This is a genomic window from Streptomyces sp. NPDC003943, assembly GCF_053605265.1.
In genome coordinates this window covers 1-16,969 of sequence record NZ_JBSGIW010000047.1, presented here as the reverse complement: position 1 = coordinate 16,969, position 16,969 = coordinate 1, and the positions used below count along the sequence as shown (strand labels likewise).

Here is a 16,969-nt window from a genome sequence, read left to right as displayed (position 1 = left end):
ATCCAGGTGGAGGTGATGACGTGCCGGGACGACGCCTGCTGCGCACGGTCTGCACGAGCGTGTTCGCCCTGACGACGCTGGCCGGGACGGCGACGGCCGCCCCCGGCGCACCGACCGACCCCACCGACTCCGTCGGCGGCCTGCTCACCCGCCTCCGCACCCTCTACCAGGAGACCGAGCAGGCCAGCGAGGCGTACAACGCCGCCGACGAGGCCCTCAAGCGGCAGACCGCCGACACCAGGCGCACCGGCGCCGAGCTGACCGCCGCCCGCCGCGCCCTGGAGAAGAGCCGGAACGAGGCCGGGCGCCTCGCCCGGAAGCAGTACCAGGGCCGCTCCGAACTCTCCCCGTACCTCGGCCTGCTGCTCGCGCCCGACCCGCAGCACGCCCTGGACGAGAGCCACCTCCTCGCCCGGGCGGCACGCGCCCGCGCCACCGTCGTCACCCGCCTCCAGGCCGCCGAGAAGAAGGCCGACGCCCTGGCCACGGCCTCCCGCAAGGCCCTGGAGCAGCGCAAGACGCTCCTCGACGGCCGGAAGAAGCAGCAGGAGACGGTCCGGACGAAGCTCCGCCAGGTCGAGGGGCTGCTCGCCTCGCTCAGCGCCGACCAGCTCGCCCGCCTCACCTCCCTGGAGACCACGCAGACCGCCGGCGCCCAGAGCCAGCTCCTCGGCTCCGGCGCGCTCGCGGGCCACCGCACCCCCTCCGCCGAGGGCGCCGAGGCGCTGCGCTTCGCCGTGCGCCAGATCGGCAAGCCGTACGAGTGGGGCGCGGAGGGCCCCGACACCTACGACTGCTCGGGCCTCACCCAGCGGGCCTGGGCGGCGGCCGGCCGGGAACTCCCCCGCACCAGCCAGGAACAGTGGCAGACCCTCCCCCGCGTCCCGCTGAGCGAGCTGCGCCCCGGCGACCTGGTCGTCTACTTCCCCGAGGCCACCCACATCGCCCTCTACCTCGGCGACGGCCTGGTCGTCCACGCCCCCCGCCCCGGGGCCCGCGTCAAGGTCTCCCCGCTCGCCGCCAACCCCTTCCTCGGCGCCGTCCGCCCCGACCCGGACGGCTCGCCCCTGAAGACGTTCGCGCCGCCCGAGCTCCCGGCGGGAGCCACGGACGGCGCGGACGAAGGCTTCTCGGGCGATCAGGCCCCGGACGCCACCGACTCCAGATAGGCGGCGGTCTTCTCCGGCTCGAAGAAGAAGTTCTCGAAGTCCGCCGGGTCGTCGAAGCCGTTGGCGAAGCGGTCGGCGACCGGCTGCAGCTGACCGGCCGCGCCGATCAGGCTGAGCACGTGCTCCGGCGGGACGCCCAGCATCGCGTTGGTCCACTTGGTGACGTGCCGCGCGGTGTCCCAGTAGCGGTCGAAGGTGGCCCGCATCCACGCCTCGTCGAAGGGGCGGTCGCCGTGCCCGACGATCGAGTCGAGGTAGGCGGCGGCGCACTTGGCGGCCGAGTTGGCGCCCTGGCCGGTGATCGGGTCGTTCGCGACGACCACGTCGGCGACGCCCAGGACCAGGCCGCCGCCGGGCAGCCGGCCGATCGGGTTGCGTACGGTCGGGGCGTAACGGCCCGCCAGCGTGCCGCCCGCGTCGGTCAGTTCGACCTTCGTGGCGCGCGCGTACTCCCACGGCGTGAACTTCTCCATGAGCTCCAGGGTGAGCGCCAGGTGGTCCGCCGGGTCCTTCACGCCCTTGAAGGCGTCGACCGGGCCGCCCGGGACGCCCTCCCAGAAGAGGATGTCGGCGCGGCCGGAGGTGGTGAGGGTCGGCATCACGAACAGCTCGCCGACGCCCGGCACCAGGTTGCAGCGCACCGCGTCGAAGTCAGGGTGCTCGGGGCGCGGGCCGAGCCCGTGCACATAGGAGACCGCGAGCGCGCGCTGCGGTTCGCCGTACGGGGAGCGGTCGGCGTCCCGGCCGAACATCGAGACCAGTTCGCCCTTGCCGGCCGCGACGAGCACCAGGTCGTAGCCGCGCGCGAAGTAGTCGAGGTCGCCGACGGCGGCGCCGTGGATGACGAGCTGGCCGCCGCGCTGGGCGAAGGTCTCCAGCCAGCCGGCCATCTTCACGCGCTGGTCGACGGACTGCGCGTACCCGTCGAGCCTCCCGACCCAGTCGATCGCCCGCGTGCCGTCCGGCGCGGCGACGGAGACGCCGAGGCCCTCGATCCGCGGGGCCTGGGACTCCCAGAAGTTGATGCCCAGGTCGCGCTCGTGCTGGAGCGCGGTGTCGAACATGCACTGCGTGGACATGACCCGCCCGGAACGGATCTCGTCCGCCGTCCGGTTGGACATGAGGGTGACTTCGTAGCCCTTGGACTGCAGTCCGAGGGCGAGCTGGAGGCCGGACTGACCGGCCCCCACTATGAGTATCTTCCGCATGGCGGGGAGGCTCCTGGGGTTTACTCGGGGGTTGCTTCGAGAGCGTGCTCGACCGTCGCGAGCAGCGTCTCGACCACGCTGTACCGCTTGCGCGCGTCCATGATCATGACGGGCACGTGCGCGGGCACGGTCAGCGCGTCCCGGACGTCCGCCTCCTCGAAGCGCTCGGTGCCCTCGAAGTGGTTGACGGCCACGATGTACGGCAGGCCGCAGCTCTCGAAGTAGTCGAGGGCGGGGAAGCAGTCGGTCAGCCGGCGCGTGTCGGCGAGCACGATCGCCCCGATCGCCCCGCGCACCAGGTCGTCCCACATGAACCAGAAGCGCTCCTGGCCCGGCGTGCCGAAGACGTACAGGACCAGGTCGTCGTCGAGCGTGATCCGGCCGAAGTCCATCGCCACGGTCGTGGTCAGCTTGTCCGGCGTGGCGGTGAGGTCGTCGGTGTCCTCGCTCGCCCGCGTCATCAGCGCCTCGGTCTGCAGCGGAGTGATCTCCGAGACCGCGCGGACGAAGGTGGTCTTGCCGACGCCGAAGCCGCCCGCGACGACGACCTTGGTCGCTATCGGGGCGCGGGTGTGGTCCAGCTGCCAGTCCTGGGCGCCGTCCTCGGGATCGGGCGCGCTGTCGGCCTCGCCTCCCGTGGGCTGGGCGGGGATGCCGGCGAGTACCGGCGCGTCGGTTTCGTCAGAGACGACGGAGTCCACTCAGCACCCTTTCGAGGAGCGCGCGGTCGGGACGGTCGGTGCCGTGACCGGTCCCGTACACACGGATCTTTCCCTGGTCGGCCAGGTCGCTGAGCAGCACCCGGACGACACCCAACGGCATCTTCAGAAGCGCCGAGATCTCCGCGACGGTCCGCATCCGGCGGCAGATCTCGACGATGGCCCGCATCTCCGGCATGAGGCCGCGCGCGGCGGGCCCACCGTCGGTCAGCGCCTTGCGGGCGGGCGTGGCCTCCAGCGCGGCCACGAAGGTCTCCACGAGGAGCACGTGGCCGAAGCGGGTGCGGCCGCCGGTGAGCGAGTAGGGACGGACCCGGGAGGGGCGGCGCCCCTCCCCGCGTATCGGCAGCCGATGGGCGTGGGTCGCGGACGTCACTGGTAGCTCTCCATGGACTTCGCCAGTTCGCTGCGGAGTTCCGGCGTCAGGACGTGCCCGGCGCGGCCCACGAAGAGCGCCATGTGGTACGCGACGACGCTCATGTCGCAGTCGGGCTCCGCGTGCACGCCGAGCAGCGAGCCGTCGCTGATCGACATGACGAAGACGCTGCCCTCGTCCATGGCGACCATGGTCTGCTTGACCCCGCCGCCGTCCATCAGCCGGGCGGCGCCCACGGTGAGGCTGCCGATGCCCGAGACGATGGTGGCGAGGTCGGCGGTGGAACCGCGCGGCCCGGTGGGCCGGTCGGCCGTGCCCTGGACGTCCGGGTCCGACGAGAGCAGGAGCAGCCCGTCGGACGACACCACGGCCACGGAGCGGACCCCCGGCACCTCCTCGACCAGGTTGCCCAGCAGCCATTGCAGGTTGCGGGCCTCACTGCTCAGCCCGAATGTTCCGGTCGCGGTCAACTGCGTGCCTCCTCGACTGTGTCCCCCGTGTTCTCCTCGGTACGTGCTGTCTGTGCGGCCCGGATCTCGTCGGCCACGTCACGGCGGCCGTTGGCGGCCCCCCGCTGGAAGCCTCCGAGCCGGCGGCGCAGCGCCTCGGCGTCCACGCCGCCACGGCGTATCGGCGTGGTGGCCGTCTTCTCCTGGCGCACTATCCGCGGCGTGCGCTTGGGCAGTCCCTTGTCGGTGACCCGCTCCCACTGTCCGGGGCGGGGGCCGGGCTCGGGCTCCGGCTCCGGCTCCGGTACGGGCTCGGGCGCCGGGGCGGGCACGTCCGTCTCGTCCGCCACGCGCTCGTGGGCCTCGGGCTCGGGCGGCGGCTGCGGCAGCCGGATCTCGAGGGTGGTCTCGGCGAGGGTCTCGACGGGCGCGGGCTCGACGTGGGTCTCGACGGGCGCGGGCTCGACGTGGGTCTCGACGGGCGCGGGCTCAGGCTGTACGGGCTCGGACTGTACGGGCTGCGCCGACTCGACGTCCGTCGCCGCGGCCTCCGCCTCGGCCTCTGCTTCGGCTTCGGCGATGGCCCGTTCCGCCGCCTCGACCAGCGGGTCGCGATGGCGTGACGGCAGGGTGTTGGAGTTGGCCTCGGCGACCGATCCGGGGAGGGTGAGGACCGGGGCCGGGGAGACACCGGCGACCGTGACCGTGGGAGGAACGGCGGTCGGCGGGGCGGTGGGGAGAAGCGGCAGCGGCAGCACGACGACCGCGGCGACGCCGCCCTGCTTCTGCTCGCGCAGCTCGACCCGCACGCCGTGCCGCGCCGCGAGCAGCGCCGTGACCCGGATGCCGAGGCCCTCGCCGTCCGTGCCGGTGACCTCGGGGGCGGCGAGCCGCGCGTTCAGCTCGGCCAGGCGGTCGGGCGCGATGCCGATGCCGCCGTCCTGGACCGAGAGCATGACCTCGCCGGACTCCAGGAGCCAGCCGGAGAGCTGGACCTGGGTGTCGGGCGGCGAGAAGGAGGTCGCGTTCTCCAGGAGTTCGGCGACCAGGTGGCTCAGGTCGTCGGCGGCGAAGCCGGCGATCTGGGTGTGCGGCGGGAGCGACTGGATGCTGACCCGCTCGTAGCGCTCGATCTCGCTGACGGCTGCGCGCAGCACGTCGACGAGCGGGACCGGGCCCGGGTGGCCGTGGTGGTGCTCGTGGCCGGCGAGGACGAGGAGGTTCTCGCTGTGCCGGCGCATGACGGTCGCCATGTGGTCGAGCTTGAAGAGGGTGGCGAGCCGGTCCGGGTCCTGCTCGCGCTCCTCCAGCTTCTCGATGACGCCGAGCTGGCGCTCGACGAGCCCGAGGCTGCGCAGCGAGAGGTTGACGAAGGTGTGCTGGACCGTGCCGCGCAGCCGCTCCAGTTCGGCGGTGAGCAGCGCGTTCTGGCCCTGGAGTTCGGCGCGCTGGGCGGCCAGCTCGGCGGCGACGGCCTCGCGGGCCCCGGCCAGGTCGGCGCGCTCGCCGTCGAGCTGCTCGACCCGGGCGGCGAGGGCGGCGAGCTTGCCCTGGAGCGTGTTGAGGGACCGGACGACCTGGGCGAACTCGTCGTTGCGGCCGGTGAACCGGATCGGCTCCTCGGCCTGCGGCTCCGGCGCGGCGGCGAGGCGCGCGGCGCCGATGCGCAGCACGGCGAGCGGCCGGGTGAGCGAGCGGGCCACATAGGTGGCGACGCCGACGGCGACGAGCAGGCAGCCGCCGAGGAAGGCGACGCGCAGTTCGAGCGCGGTGACGTCGTCCTGGCGGAGCTGGGCGAGGCGCTCGGCGCGCTGGGTGGCGAGGGCGGACTCGACGCCGCGCATCTGCTCGATGCGGGCGGAGAGCGCGGCGTCCAGCTTGGCCGGGTCGGTGTTCAGCTCGGACTCGGAGAGCTCGGGCCGGTCGGTGAGCCGGGCCAGGTAGCGCTCGGCGTCCTTGACGTCGGGGCCGGTGACACCGGCGGCGAGCGAGTCGCGGGCGGGCGCGGTGGCGGCCTGGTCGAAGTCGGCGAGGGCGGCGAGTTCGCGGACCCGGGCCTGCGAGGCGGCGGCGGTGAGCGCGTTCCGGTTCCGCTCGTCCTCGTCGGCGCCTTCGGCCGCCTCGGTGACGTACGTGCCGGTGACCGGGTCGTAGCGGGTGGTGGTGCTGGTGGTCGCGGGCCTGGGCACGGCGAGCGCGGCGAGCAGCAGCCCGCGCTCGGCGGACGCCTGCTCGGTGGCCCGGCCGAGGGCGGCGGGCGCCCGCACGGCCTCGGCGGCACGGGCCGGGGTGCGCTCGGCGAGCTCGTCGGAGAGCTCCTGGAGCTTGCCGATGACGTCGGTGTACGCCTTGTGCGCCTCCAGGGCGGTGCCCTTGCCGGTCAGCGCGGTGCGCCGGATGGAGGGCAGGGCGGCGAGCTCGCGGCGCAGGTCGGCGGGGGCGGCGGCGCGGATCTCGTCGATCTGGCGGTCGACGCGGGCGGACCTGGCGCCGCTGATCCGCTTCTTGTCCTTGCCGTCGCCCTGCTGGTCGTCGCGGCCCGCGGCGATGTACGCGACGACCTCGTCGCGCTCGTCGGAGAGGGAATGGGCGAGGGTGACGGCCTGCTGGTCGAGTTCGGCGAGCGCGACCAGGTTGACGGACTCGTCGAGGTCGGCGGAGGCGGCGAGGACCGCGGGGGCGCCTGCGGCGAGCACGGTGACGCCGACCAGGGCGACGCCGGCGAAGAGCCTGCTGCGGACCCGCTTGGTACGGCCGGCCGGGGCCGGGGGGGTGTTCTGCACCGGTGCTCGCATTCTCGACTCGTCCGCCCATGAAGCAGAGGTGACGACCGGTCACATGTAAGAGCCCCCACCCCTGGTGTGTCTTCCGACCATTTCAGCGGTTCTGGTCGGGGGACTCGCATCGGCCGCTGCGCCACCCGAACGAGTGAACAACACTCAGTAGTTGGCTAACAACTCGTGCCGGTGGGCGCCGGGGCTCCGGGCTTACCGCCGGTTGGATCTTCCGCGCGCCCTTTGGCAGGATGCCCCGCCGCAGCTTCACGGAGGTCCCGGTTCCGGCCTTCCGCACCCTTCGCACTCCTTTGGTACAGGCCAATTTCGGCCGTTTGGAGGGGATGTGAAGGAGTGATGCAGAGCGGGCCGCGGGCGGGGCAGACTGCGGATCATGCGGACCGAAACGGCGACCTTCCCCGGCAGTCCCGAACGCCCCAACGAGGACTGGTCGGCCACGGCTCTGGCCGCCTCGGGGGCGGGCGGCACCGTGGTCGTCCTGGACGGGGTGACGCCCCCGAAGGGTGATGACGGTTGTGTGCACGGGGTGCCCTGGTTCACCGCCAGACTCGGCGGCGCTTTGACGGAACTGTCCGCTTCACGCGCCGATCTGACGCTGTCCGAGATTCTGTCGCTGGCAATCCGGCGCACCGCGGACGCCCATCGGGGCACCTGTGACCTTTCTCACGTCCGCACTCCGCAGGCGACGGTGGCCATGGCGCGCTGGGACGAGGCGACGGTGGAACACCTCGTCCTGTCCGACGCGGCGCTACTGCTGCGGTCCCCGGACGGCACGGTACGGGCGGTGCTCGACGACCGGCTCGACCGCGTCCCGGACGAGGTCCTGCGCTCCCTGGAGGCCACGGACCGGCTGCGCAACCGCGAGGGCGGCTTCTTCACGGCGGCCGCCGACCCGTCCGTGGCGGCCCGGGCGGTGACCGGTACGACCCCGAGGCCGGAGGTCCGCGCGCTCGCGGCGCTCACGGACGGCGCGACCCGGTGGGTGGAGCTGTTCGGGGCGGGCGACTGGGCGGACCTGTTCGCGGTGCTGGCGAAGGAGGGCCCGCAGGGGCTGATCGAGCGGGTGCGGGCGCTGGAGGCGGCGGACGCGAGGGCGGGGGGCCCGGCCCGGCGGTGGAAGCTCCACGACGACGCGACGGCGGTGTACGCGGAGCTGTAGCCGCGATGGGTGCGCGGGTCAGCCCTCCGCCGACCGGACGTTGAAGTGGTGGAGCAGCCGGGCCAGTTCCGCGACCTCGGCGCGGTCCCAGTCGGCGAGCTTGCGCACGTACCGCTCGCGGCGGGCGTCCCGTACGTGCCGGAAACGGCCCTGCCCCTCCTCGGTGAGCCGGACCAGGGAGGCGCGGCCGTCGGCCGGGTCGGGGTCGCGGGCGACCAGTCCGAGCTCCTCCAGGGCGCGCAGCTGGCGGCTCATCGTGGCCTTGCCGACGCCGAACCAGCCGGCCAGGTCGGTGGCGCGCTGGGGTCCGGCCTCGTCGAGCCGGACGAAGAGGCCGTAGGCCGCGGGCTCCAGTTCGGGGTGGACCTCGCGGGCCATCTCGCCGGACTGGGCGCGGGCGCGGCGCAGGAAGACCGCCAGTTCGCGCTCCAGGGCGAGGAACTCCTGGTCCACACCACTCCCGCCCTTGGGTCCGGATTCACTCCCCGTACCGCTTCCGTGCACGTCAGCACCCCTCGTGCGCTTTCCGCTCGCTGAAAGTTTCTTCCAGCCGCGGCCATCGCCGCAGCTCGTTGCAGTATTTCGCAGGCGTAGACCAACGGCAGCACCCAGGCCCCCTTCCGCCGGCGGGTCTACGTGCGTAGCGTCGTTGTCGGCGACCCGCCTGACATGTTCAGAACATGTCTTCAGAGCATGCCCTCAGAACATGTCTCCCCGCTCCCCCCACCGAGCCTTTCGGAGGCACGCAATGCGTGTGCACAGATCCGGGACATCCCTCGCCGGCGCCGCCCTCGCGGCCCTGACCCTCCTCCTCCCCCTCTCCCTCGCGGGCACGGCCGACGCCGCCGACGCCGACGCCCGCGCCGCCGCCGCCCAGAAGATCCCCGAGCGCGGCTCCGCCTGGATGGGCATGGGCGTCATCGCCCACGACGGCCAGGGCGGAAAGCCGAGCGGCGGCTTCACGCTCCAGGCCGTCCAGACCGAGGGAGTCGACGTCTCCGGCCACAACGGGAACGTGGACTGGTCGACGCTGTGGAACAGCGGAGTGCGGTGGGCCTACGTCAAGGCCACGGAAGGCACGTACTACAAGAACACGTACTTCACCCAGCAGTACAACGGCTCGTACAACGTGGGCATGATCCGCGGCACGTACCACTTCGCGACGCCCGACACCACGACCGGCGCGGCGCAGGCGGACTACTTCGTCAACAACGGCGGCGGCTGGTCCAGGGACGGCAAGACGCTGCCGGGGGCGCTGGACATCGAGTGGAACCCGTACGGCGCGACCTGCTACGGCAAGACGCAGTCCGGGATGGTGGCCTGGATCCAGGACTTCGTGAACCGCTACAAGTACCGGACCGGCCGGGACCCGGTGATCTACACGGCGACCAGCTGGTGGACCCAGTGCACCGGCAACTACGGCGGCTTCGCGTCCACCAACCCGCTGTGGATCGCGCGCTACGCGACGGACGTCGGCACGCTGCCGGCGGGCTGGTCGTACTACACGATGTGGCAGTACACCTCCTCCGGCCCGACGGTGGGCGACCACGACCACTTCAACGGCGACTACACGCGGGTGCAGGCGCTGGCGAACGGCTGAGCCGGACACGACGGCATGGCGGCGGGACTCCGGGGCGGCAACGCCTCCCGGGCCCGCCGTTTTCGTACCCAGGGGTTACTTCCGCTCCCCCTCTTGCTCATTGGTATGGACCAATGCGACCCTCTGGTGGCGTCGGAAACCGCAACTGCCGTGCGCCGCACGTGAGTTGCTCGCCCGTACTCCCGTACTCCCCCACGCACGAGAGAGAGCCCCCGCATGCCGTCCTCCCGCCGGATCCCCGCCCTCGTCGCCGCAGCAGCGTCAGCGGCGGCCGCGCTCACCGCCCTCACCCCGACCGTCGCCCAGGCCCACGGCGCCGTCTTCAACCCGGTCAGCAGAATCGCCGCCTGTTACGCGGAGGGACCCGAGACTCCCAAGTCGCAGGTGTGCAAGGACCTCGTCGCCGACTCGGGCACCCAGCCGCTGTACGACTGGAACGAGGTCAACATCGCCAACGCCGACGGCAACCACCAGGCCCTCATCCCGGACGGCAAGCTCTGCTCGGCGAACCGCGACAAGTACCGCGCGCTCGACTGGGCCCGCACCGACTGGCCGGCCACGGCCGTCAAGTCCGGCACCTTCGGCTTCAGGATCCGGGTCACCGCCCCGCACTCCGGCACCATGACCATGTACATCACCAAGCCGGGCTTCGACCCGACGCAGCCGCTCAGGTGGTCCGACCTCGACACCACGCCGGTCGCGGTGTACAACACCACCCGCACCTCCACGGACGGCTACTACGCGTTCGACGGCAACCTCCCGGCCCGCACCGGCCGCCACATCGTCTACATGATCTGGCAGCGCAACGACAGCCCCGAGGCGTTCTACAGCTGCTCGGACGTCACCTTCGGCGGTACGGCCACCACCGCCACGGCCGCGCAGGCCCCGACCGAGACCGAGATCGCGGCCGGTGCCACCCTCTCCACGGTCAGCCACGCGGGCCACGGCGGCGACGAGCAGCCGCCGGCCCTCTCCGCCGACACCGCCGAGGCACCGGACTCCCCGCTGCCACTGGCCCTCGCGGGCGCGGGCGCGCTGGCCGCCTTCGGCGCGGGCAGCGTGCTCCTGGCCCGCCGCCGGAGCAACGAGTCCTGATCAGCCCTTGAGCCCGGCGACGAAGGACGCCCAAGCCGGCGCGGCCACCACGATGACCGGGCCGGCGGGCACCTTGCTGTCACGGACGGGGACGACACCGACGCAGTCGTACGTAATCTCTACGCAGTTGCCGCCGTCGCCGTCGCTGTAAGAGCTCTTGAACCAATGGGCGTTGGTCAGGTCGTAGGCGCGCATCGTCTGTAGTCCTCCGCCGCCGATTCGATCAGGGCCAGGGACGCCTCCGGCGACAGCGCGGCGGCCCTGAGCAGATCGTAGGTCGCCTGAGCTCGCTTCACCACCGCCGGATCGTCCAGCAGATTGCCCGAATACACCGCCTCCGTATAGGCCGTTGGAGGCTGATCCTCGAACTCCATGAGCTTGAGTGGCTTGCCCATCTGGGGATACGCGCCCACAGAGAAGGGCAGCACCTGGATCAGCACCTTGCGCTCGCGCACGGCCGCCAGGAGGTGGTCCAGCTGTTCGGCCATGACCGCCGAGCCTCCGACCGGGATGCGCAGCGCCGTCTCGTGCAGGATCACCCAATACATGGGCCGGGTGGCGTCCCTGAGAATTGCGGACCGCTCTACCCGCCCCTTGACGGTGTCCTCCAGGTACTCGTCGGTGGCGAGCGGATTGCTGGCGAGGGTAACGGCTCGTGCGTAGGCGGGGGTCTGGAGCAGTCCCGGCACGGAAGTGGATTCGAACTCGCAGATCGTCGTCGCCAGGTCCTCCAGCTCCGCCGCCGCCTGGAAGTACGACGCGTACGGCGACCGATTGATCAGCTTCCGCCACGTCCGTTCGAACAGACCCCCCGTCTTCAGCACGTCGTCGAACATCTTCGCCAGATCCAGCTGCGGTTTCCGGATGCCCTGCTCGAACAGGCCGATGTACGCCGACGAGACGAACACCCGCGCGCCCAATTCGCTCTGCGTGAGTCCCGCCGCCTCCCGGCGCTCCTTCAGCAGCTCGCCGAAGAATTCCCACGCTTCCTGCCGTTTTGCCTGACCCATGGCTCAACTCCCCGACCCGACAGTTCAGTTGCCACCCCCGTAGCCACTCCCGACCCTACGGATTCACCCGCCGCCCCGATACGCAAAAGCGGGAAATTCACTCGAACGGGAATCACGCGGACGTCCTCCCTTCGGGTGTCGATTTCACGCCATCCGTACCAGAACAAGCGGAGTCGGGTCATCCGTGGACGTCCTTCGGGAATGCTCTGTTCGAACGGCCGTCAGCGCACGTCGTCCGACCGTGAAGGAGAGAGCACTCCATGCGGAATGAGGAGCGGTGGGAGTACCACCGCGGGCAAGGACTGCGCACGATCGGGGTCGAGGAGGAGCTGCTCCTGGTCGATCCCGCGACCGGGCTTCCCCAGCCGCTGTCCGGGACCGTCACCGAGATCGCCGCCTGGCACGCCGATGTGCTGCCGGAGGCCGACCGGGGCGAGCCGGTGAAGCCGGAGTTGTACTGCGAGATGCTGGAGATCGGCACCAGGCCGTGCGCCACGGCGGACGAGCTCGCCGACCAGCTGCGTCAGGCCCGGGCCACCGCGGCGGCCGCGGCCAAGGAGGCCGGGGTGGCGGTGGCGGCGCTCGCGACCGCGCCGATGCGCTTCGAGCAGGTCCTCAACCCCGCCGAGCGCTATCGGCGCATCGAGGACCGGTACGCCCGTCTCGTCGACGACAAGCTCACCTGCGCCTGTCACGTCCACGTCCACCTCACCTCGCCCGAGGAGGGCGTCGGTGTCCTGGACCGGATCCGGCCGTGGCTCGCGCCGCTGCTCGCGCTCAGTGCGAACTCGCCGTTCTGGCAGGGTGAGGACACCGGGTACGCGAGCTGGCGGCACCAGCTCTGGTCGCGCTGGCCGATGGCCGGGCCGACCGAGCTGTTCGGCGACGTGGACGCGCTGGAGGAGACCACCCGGGCCATGCTGGCGAGCGAGGTGCTCGTCGACGACCACATGGTCTACTTCGACGCCCGGCTGTCCCGCAGCTATCCGACGGTGGAGGTGCGGGTCGGCGACGTGTGCCTGCACATGGAGGACGCCCTGCTCCTCGCGCTGCTCGTCCGCGCCCTGGTGGAGACCGAGGCCCGGGCCTGGCGGGCCGGGGTGGAGGCCGACCCGGTGCCGACCGTCCTGCTGCGCCTGGCCGCCTGGCAGGCCAGCCGTTACGGCCTCGGCGGCCGGCTGCTGCACCCGCTGACCTGGCGGCCGGCTCCGGCCGCCGACGTCCTGGAGGCCCTGATCGACCATGTGACCCCGGCTCTGCGGGACGCGGGCGACCTCGACCGGGCCGTGCGCGGCACCGAGCTGATCCTCGCCCGGGGCACCGGGGCCGATCTCCAGCGCGCGGCGCACACCGGCGGCGCGAGTCTGGCCCCGGTCGTCGCCGACGCCGTGCGCCGTACCAACCCCGCGTGACCAACCCCGCGTGAGACGGCGGTGGGGCGCCCTCCCGGGGGAGGGCGCCCCACCGCTGTCGCGTGCGAGTGCCTTACGCCGCCGCGCTCACGGCGACCGCCGCCGGGGTCAGGGCGATCTCCAGGACCTGGCGGACGTCCGTGACCGGGTGGACCTCCAGCTTCTCCAGGATCTCGGCGGGGACGTCGTCGAGGTCGGCCTCGTTCCGCTTGGGGATCACGACGGTCGTGATGCCCGCGCGGTGGGCGGCGAGGAGCTTCTGCTTCAGGCCGCCGATGGGCAGGACCCGGCCGGTGAGGGAGACCTCGCCGGTCATCGCGACGTCCGTGCGGACCAGCCGGCCCGACAGGAGCGAGGCGAGCGCCGTCGTCATCGTGATGCCGGCGCTCGGGCCGTCCTTCGGGACCGCGCCCGCCGGGAAGTGGATGTGCACGCCGCGGTCCTTGAGGCCGGTGACGGGCAGCTCCAGCTCCGCGCCGTGCGAGCGCAGGAAGGAGAGCGCGATCTGCGCGGACTCCTTCATCACGTCGCCCAGCTGGCCGGTGAGGGTCAGACCCGCCGCGCCCGTCTCCGGGTCGGCGAGCGACGCCTCCACGAAGAGGACGTCACCGCCGGCTCCGGTCACGGCCAGACCGGTGGCGACACCGGGCACGGACGTGCGGCGCTCGGCCGGGTCCTGGGCGGACTCGGGCACGTGGTGCGGGCGGCCGATCAGGTCGCGCAGCTCGCCCTCGCCGATGGTGAACGGCAGCTCCCGCTCGCCCAGTTCGTGCTGGGCGGCCACCTTGCGAAGCAGCCGGGCGATCGAGCGCTCCAGGGTGCGGACGCCCGCCTCCCGGGTGTACTCGCCGGCCAGCTTGCGCAGCGCCGACTCCTCCAGGACGACCTCGCCCTTCTCCAGGCCGGCCCGCTCCAGCTGCCGGGGCAGCAGGTGGTCACGGGCGATGACGACCTTCTCGTCCTCGGTGTAGCCGTCGAGGCGGACCAGCTCCATGCGGTCGAGCAGGGCCTCCGGGATGGCCTCCAGGACGTTCGCCGTCGCGAGGAACACGACGTCGCTCAGGTCGAGTTCGACCTCCAGGTAGTGGTCGCGGAAGGTGTGGTTCTGTGCCGGGTCGAGGACTTCGAGGAGGGCTGCCGCCGGGTCGCCGCGGAAGTCGGAGCCGACCTTGTCGATCTCGTCGAGCAGCACCACCGGGTTCATGGACCCGGCCTCCTTGATCGCCCGGACGATCCGGCCGGGCAGCGCGCCCACGTACGTCCGCCGGTGGCCGCGGATCTCGGCCTCGTCCCGGACGCCGCCGAGGGCGACCCGGACGAACTTCCGGCCCATCGCGTGCGCGACGGACTCGCCGAGCGAGGTCTTGCCGACGCCGGGCGGGCCGACGAGGGCGAGCACGGCGCCGCCGCGACGGCCGCCCACGACGCCGAGGCCGCGCTCGGCGCGCCGCTTGCGCACGGCCAGGTACTCGGTGATGCGCTCCTTCACGTCCTCCAGGCCGGCGTGCTCGGCGTCCAGGACGGCCTTGGCGCCCTGGATGTCGTACGCGTCCTCGGTGCGCTCGTTCCACGGCAGTTCGAGCACGGTGTCGAGCCAGGTGCGGATCCAGGACCCCTCCGGGGACTGGTCGCTCGACCGCTCCAGCTTCTCGACCTCCTTGAGGGCCGCCTCGCGGACCTTCTCGGGCAGGTCGGCGGCCTCGACGCGGGCGCGGTAGTCGTCGGACTCGTCGGCGTCCTTCTCGCCGTTGAGCTCGCGCAGCTCCTTGCGGACGGCTTCGAGCTGGCGGCGCAGCAGGAACTCGCGCTGCTGCTTGTCGACGCCCTCCTGGACGTCCTTGGCGATGGTCTCGGCGACGTCCTGCTCGGCCAGGTGGTCGCGCAGCTGCGAGGTGGCGAGCTTCAGCCGGGCGACCGGGTCGGCGGTCTCCAGAAGCGCGACCTTCTGCTCGACCGTCAGGAAGGGCGAGTATCCGGCGTTGTCGGCGAGCGCGCCCACGCCTTCGATCTGCTGCACGCGGTCGACGACCTGCCAGGCGCCGCGCTTCTTCAGCCAGCTGGTGGCCAGCGCCTTGTACTCCTTGACCAGCTCGGTCACGGCGCCGGGCAGCGGCTCCGGCAGCGTCTCCTCGACGACGGCGCCCTCGACCCACAGCGCCCCGCCGGGCCCGGTCGTCCCGGCTCCGATGCGCACGCGGCCGCGGCCGCGGATCAGCGCGCCGGGGTCGCCGTCGGAGAGCCGCCCGACCTGCTCGACCGTGCCGAGCACACCGGTGGCCGCGTACGTCCCGTCCACCCGGGGCACGAGCAGCACCCTGGGCTTCCCGGTGCCACCGCGCGCGGCGGCCTGCGCGGCCTCGACCGCGGCCCGCACGTCGTTGTCGGACAGGTCCAGCGGCACCACCATTCCGGGCAGCACGACCTCGTCGTCGAGCGGCAGCACAGGCAGAGTGAGCGGCGCGGACGCCATGGACTCAGAAGCCATGATCTCCCCTTCGGCAGTCAATCGCAGTCAATCAAGTTGAGCTATGCCGACTCAATGCATGTGAGCCCGCGATTGTTCCCCGCCCCGCGTTCGCTCTGAGCGATCACTCGTCACGCGTCCTGCGCGGGCCCGCCGGAACGGGCATGCTCGGGCCATGGAGTACGTGAAGCGGGAGTACGCGAAGCGGTACGGGCGCAGGTTCGGCGCCGCGGCCGTCCTCGCCGCGGCCGTCGCCGTGACCGGCTGCGGCCAGGCCCCGGCGGCGCCGCCGACCGGGAGCCCGGCGAGCAGCGCGGCCACCCGTACGACCGAGGAGCCCGCGCCCCAGGACGTCCTGGTCGAGGTCGGCGTCAGCGGCGGCTTCGCCGGGGTCAGCAACAAGCTGGTGGTCCACTACGACGGCGCCTACACCGTCCGCCGCGGCACCAGGCCGCCCGCTTCCGGGCAGCTGACGCCCACTCAGACAGCCGAACTGCGCGCGGCCCTGGAGGACCCGGCCTACGCCGAGGTCCCGGACCGGGCCACCGGCAGCCCGGTCCGCGACGGGTTCACGTACCAGGTCACGTACGGCCACCGGCTCGTCGTCACCCAGGACGGCGAGGCCCGCCCGCCCGCGCTCCAGCGCGTCTTCGACGCCCTTCCCGGCGGCGCCCCGCCGACGGCCCCGTAGGCCGTCAGGCCCGGAGTTCCTCGTACCGCCGCCGCAGGAAGTCCCGCACCCGCGCCGGCATGTCCATCGACTCCGGGTCGAGCGCCCACTGGATCTGGAGGCCGTCCATCACGGCCAGCTGCTCCTGGGCGACGGCCAGGCAGTCGGTCCCGGCGCGCAGCTCGCCGCGCTCCACGGCCCGCTCCAGGAGGGCGACGGTGTCCCGGAGCACGCGCGCGTACCGCTCCTTGAAGTACGCGTGGGCGGGGTGGCCGACGTTGCCGGACTCGCCGACGAGCACGTTGAACATGCGGACGATGCCGGGGCGCCGGGTGTTGTCCTCGATCAGGGCGACGAGGGTGTCGAGATAGGCGGCGTAGGACTCCGGCTCGTCGGCGAAGAGCCGCTCCATGTCGTGCTGCTCGCTCTGCGCGAGGACCGACAGGAGCAGGTCCTCCTTGCTGCGGAAGTGGTGGAGCAGTCCGCCCTGGGTGATGCCGCAGTCGTTCGCGATCCGGGCGAGCGAGGAGGCGTGGAAGCCCCACTGCCCGAAGTGCTCGACGGCGGTGTCGAGGATCTTCCTCCGCCGCGCGTCACCGACCGCGTAACTACCCCGGCCTGCGGCTTTCCCGCTCGCGGGGACCTTCTTCTCCGGCATGGGCCCACCCTAGCCGCGCCCTTCCGGGCCGCCCCCGCCCCGTGATCCAGGTCACAGTACACAAACCTAGTACCCACTCGGTTTTCACCCCTAGCCTTCGGCCATCCCCGGACCGCGCTGAAGGTGATGATGCCGGCCGGGCCGAGGTCCTTGAGGGCCGCGACGGTCTCCTCCTCGGTCCGGTC

The 16,969-nt window shown here is 72.4% G+C and carries 16 protein-coding genes; 6 read left to right on the top strand and 10 right to left on the bottom strand.

Going from position 1 to position 16,969, the window contains the following annotated elements:
- Nucleotides 1-20 precede the first annotated feature (20 nt).
- Nucleotides 21-1,169 carry an NlpC/P60 family protein gene (locus ACWEV0_RS20240; RefSeq protein ID WP_453150707.1) on the top strand — a complete coding sequence of 383 codons (1,149 nt, stop codon included), beginning with the start codon at nt 21-23 and terminating at the stop codon, nt 1,167-1,169.
- On the opposite strand, the gene ACWEV0_RS20235 is transcribed toward ACWEV0_RS20240, so the two are convergent.
- From ACWEV0_RS20235 to ACWEV0_RS20215, 5 genes are read right to left on the bottom strand one after another with little or no spacing between them, the layout of a single operon-like run.
- Entirely contained in the window at nt 1,139-2,377 is a 1,239-nt protein-coding gene (locus ACWEV0_RS20235) for a styrene monooxygenase/indole monooxygenase family protein (protein WP_453150706.1), read from the bottom strand. The genes ACWEV0_RS20240 and ACWEV0_RS20235 overlap by 31 nt on opposite strands.
- 20 nt (nt 2,378-2,397) lie before the next feature.
- Nucleotides 2,398-3,078 (bottom strand): GTP-binding protein, encoded by a 681-nt coding sequence (locus ACWEV0_RS20230; protein ID WP_453150705.1) that lies wholly within the window; start codon nt 3,076-3,078, stop codon nt 2,398-2,400.
- Nucleotides 3,059-3,472 carry a DUF742 domain-containing protein gene (locus ACWEV0_RS20225; protein WP_453150704.1) on the bottom strand — a complete coding sequence of 138 codons (414 nt, stop codon included), beginning with the start codon at nt 3,470-3,472 and terminating at the stop codon, nt 3,059-3,061. Before ACWEV0_RS20225 ends, ACWEV0_RS20230 begins: the two co-directional genes overlap by 20 nt.
- Nucleotides 3,469-3,942 carry a roadblock/LC7 domain-containing protein gene (locus ACWEV0_RS20220; RefSeq protein ID WP_403792151.1) on the bottom strand — a complete coding sequence of 158 codons (474 nt, stop codon included), beginning with the start codon at nt 3,940-3,942 and terminating at the stop codon, nt 3,469-3,471. The genes ACWEV0_RS20225 and ACWEV0_RS20220 overlap by 4 nt, the downstream gene beginning before the upstream one ends.
- Nucleotides 3,939-6,716: a nitrate- and nitrite sensing domain-containing protein gene (locus ACWEV0_RS20215; RefSeq protein WP_453150703.1), complete on the bottom strand. Its 2,778-nt coding sequence runs from the start codon at nt 6,714-6,716 to the stop codon at nt 3,939-3,941. Before ACWEV0_RS20215 ends, ACWEV0_RS20220 begins: the two co-directional genes overlap by 4 nt.
- 373 nt (nt 6,717-7,089) lie before the next feature.
- Between ACWEV0_RS20215 and ACWEV0_RS20210 the strand changes: the two genes are divergently transcribed.
- On the top strand, nt 7,090-7,875 hold the full coding sequence (locus ACWEV0_RS20210) for a protein phosphatase 2C domain-containing protein (protein WP_453150702.1): 786 nt from the start codon (nt 7,090-7,092) through the stop codon (nt 7,873-7,875).
- Nucleotides 7,876-7,893: 18 nt separating this feature from the next.
- Here ACWEV0_RS20210 and ACWEV0_RS20205 read toward each other — a convergent pair whose 3' ends face one another.
- Nucleotides 7,894-8,379 carry a MarR family winged helix-turn-helix transcriptional regulator gene (locus tag ACWEV0_RS20205; protein ID WP_453150701.1) on the bottom strand — a complete coding sequence of 162 codons (486 nt, stop codon included), beginning with the start codon at nt 8,377-8,379 and terminating at the stop codon, nt 7,894-7,896.
- Between the two features lie 244 nt (nt 8,380-8,623).
- On the opposite strand from ACWEV0_RS20205, the gene ACWEV0_RS20200 reads away from it, so the two are divergent.
- Entirely contained in the window at nt 8,624-9,475 is an 852-nt protein-coding gene (locus tag ACWEV0_RS20200; RefSeq protein WP_453150700.1) for a lysozyme, read from the top strand.
- A gap of 216 nt (nt 9,476-9,691) precedes the next feature.
- On the top strand, nt 9,692-10,570 hold the full coding sequence (locus ACWEV0_RS20195; protein WP_453150699.1) for a lytic polysaccharide monooxygenase auxiliary activity family 9 protein: 879 nt from the start codon (nt 9,692-9,694) through the stop codon (nt 10,568-10,570).
- Here the strand turns inward: ACWEV0_RS20195 and ACWEV0_RS20190 are convergent, their stop codons facing one another.
- Together ACWEV0_RS20190 and ACWEV0_RS20185 are read right to left on the bottom strand one after the other, a co-directional pair.
- Nucleotides 10,571-10,765, bottom strand: a complete 195-nt coding sequence (locus tag ACWEV0_RS20190) for a DUF397 domain-containing protein (protein ID WP_453150698.1) — start codon at nt 10,763-10,765, stop codon at nt 10,571-10,573.
- Entirely contained in the window at nt 10,747-11,580 is an 834-nt protein-coding gene (locus ACWEV0_RS20185) for a helix-turn-helix domain-containing protein (RefSeq protein WP_453150697.1), read from the bottom strand. Before ACWEV0_RS20185 ends, ACWEV0_RS20190 begins: the two co-directional genes overlap by 19 nt.
- A gap of 260 nt (nt 11,581-11,840) precedes the next feature.
- Here ACWEV0_RS20185 and ACWEV0_RS20180 point away from each other — a divergent pair, with 260 nt between their 5' ends.
- Nucleotides 11,841-12,992 carry a carboxylate-amine ligase gene (locus ACWEV0_RS20180; RefSeq protein ID WP_453150696.1) on the top strand — a complete coding sequence of 384 codons (1,152 nt, stop codon included), beginning with the start codon at nt 11,841-11,843 and terminating at the stop codon, nt 12,990-12,992.
- Nucleotides 12,993-13,065: 73 nt separating this feature from the next.
- On the opposite strand, the gene lon is transcribed toward ACWEV0_RS20180, so the two are convergent.
- On the bottom strand, nt 13,066-15,477 hold the full coding sequence (gene lon, locus ACWEV0_RS20175) for an endopeptidase La (RefSeq protein WP_453150695.1): 2,412 nt from the start codon (nt 15,475-15,477) through the stop codon (nt 13,066-13,068).
- Nucleotides 15,478-15,631: 154 nt separating this feature from the next.
- On the opposite strand from lon, the gene ACWEV0_RS20170 reads away from it, so the two are divergent.
- On the top strand, nt 15,632-16,147 hold the full coding sequence (locus ACWEV0_RS20170; RefSeq protein WP_453150694.1) for a hypothetical protein: 516 nt from the start codon (nt 15,632-15,634) through the stop codon (nt 16,145-16,147).
- Nucleotides 16,148-16,151: 4 nt separating this feature from the next.
- Here ACWEV0_RS20170 and ACWEV0_RS20165 read toward each other — a convergent pair whose 3' ends face one another.
- Nucleotides 16,152-16,784, bottom strand: a complete 633-nt coding sequence (locus ACWEV0_RS20165; protein WP_453150693.1) for a TetR/AcrR family transcriptional regulator — start codon at nt 16,782-16,784, stop codon at nt 16,152-16,154.
- Nucleotides 16,785-16,969: the final 185 nt, after the last annotated feature.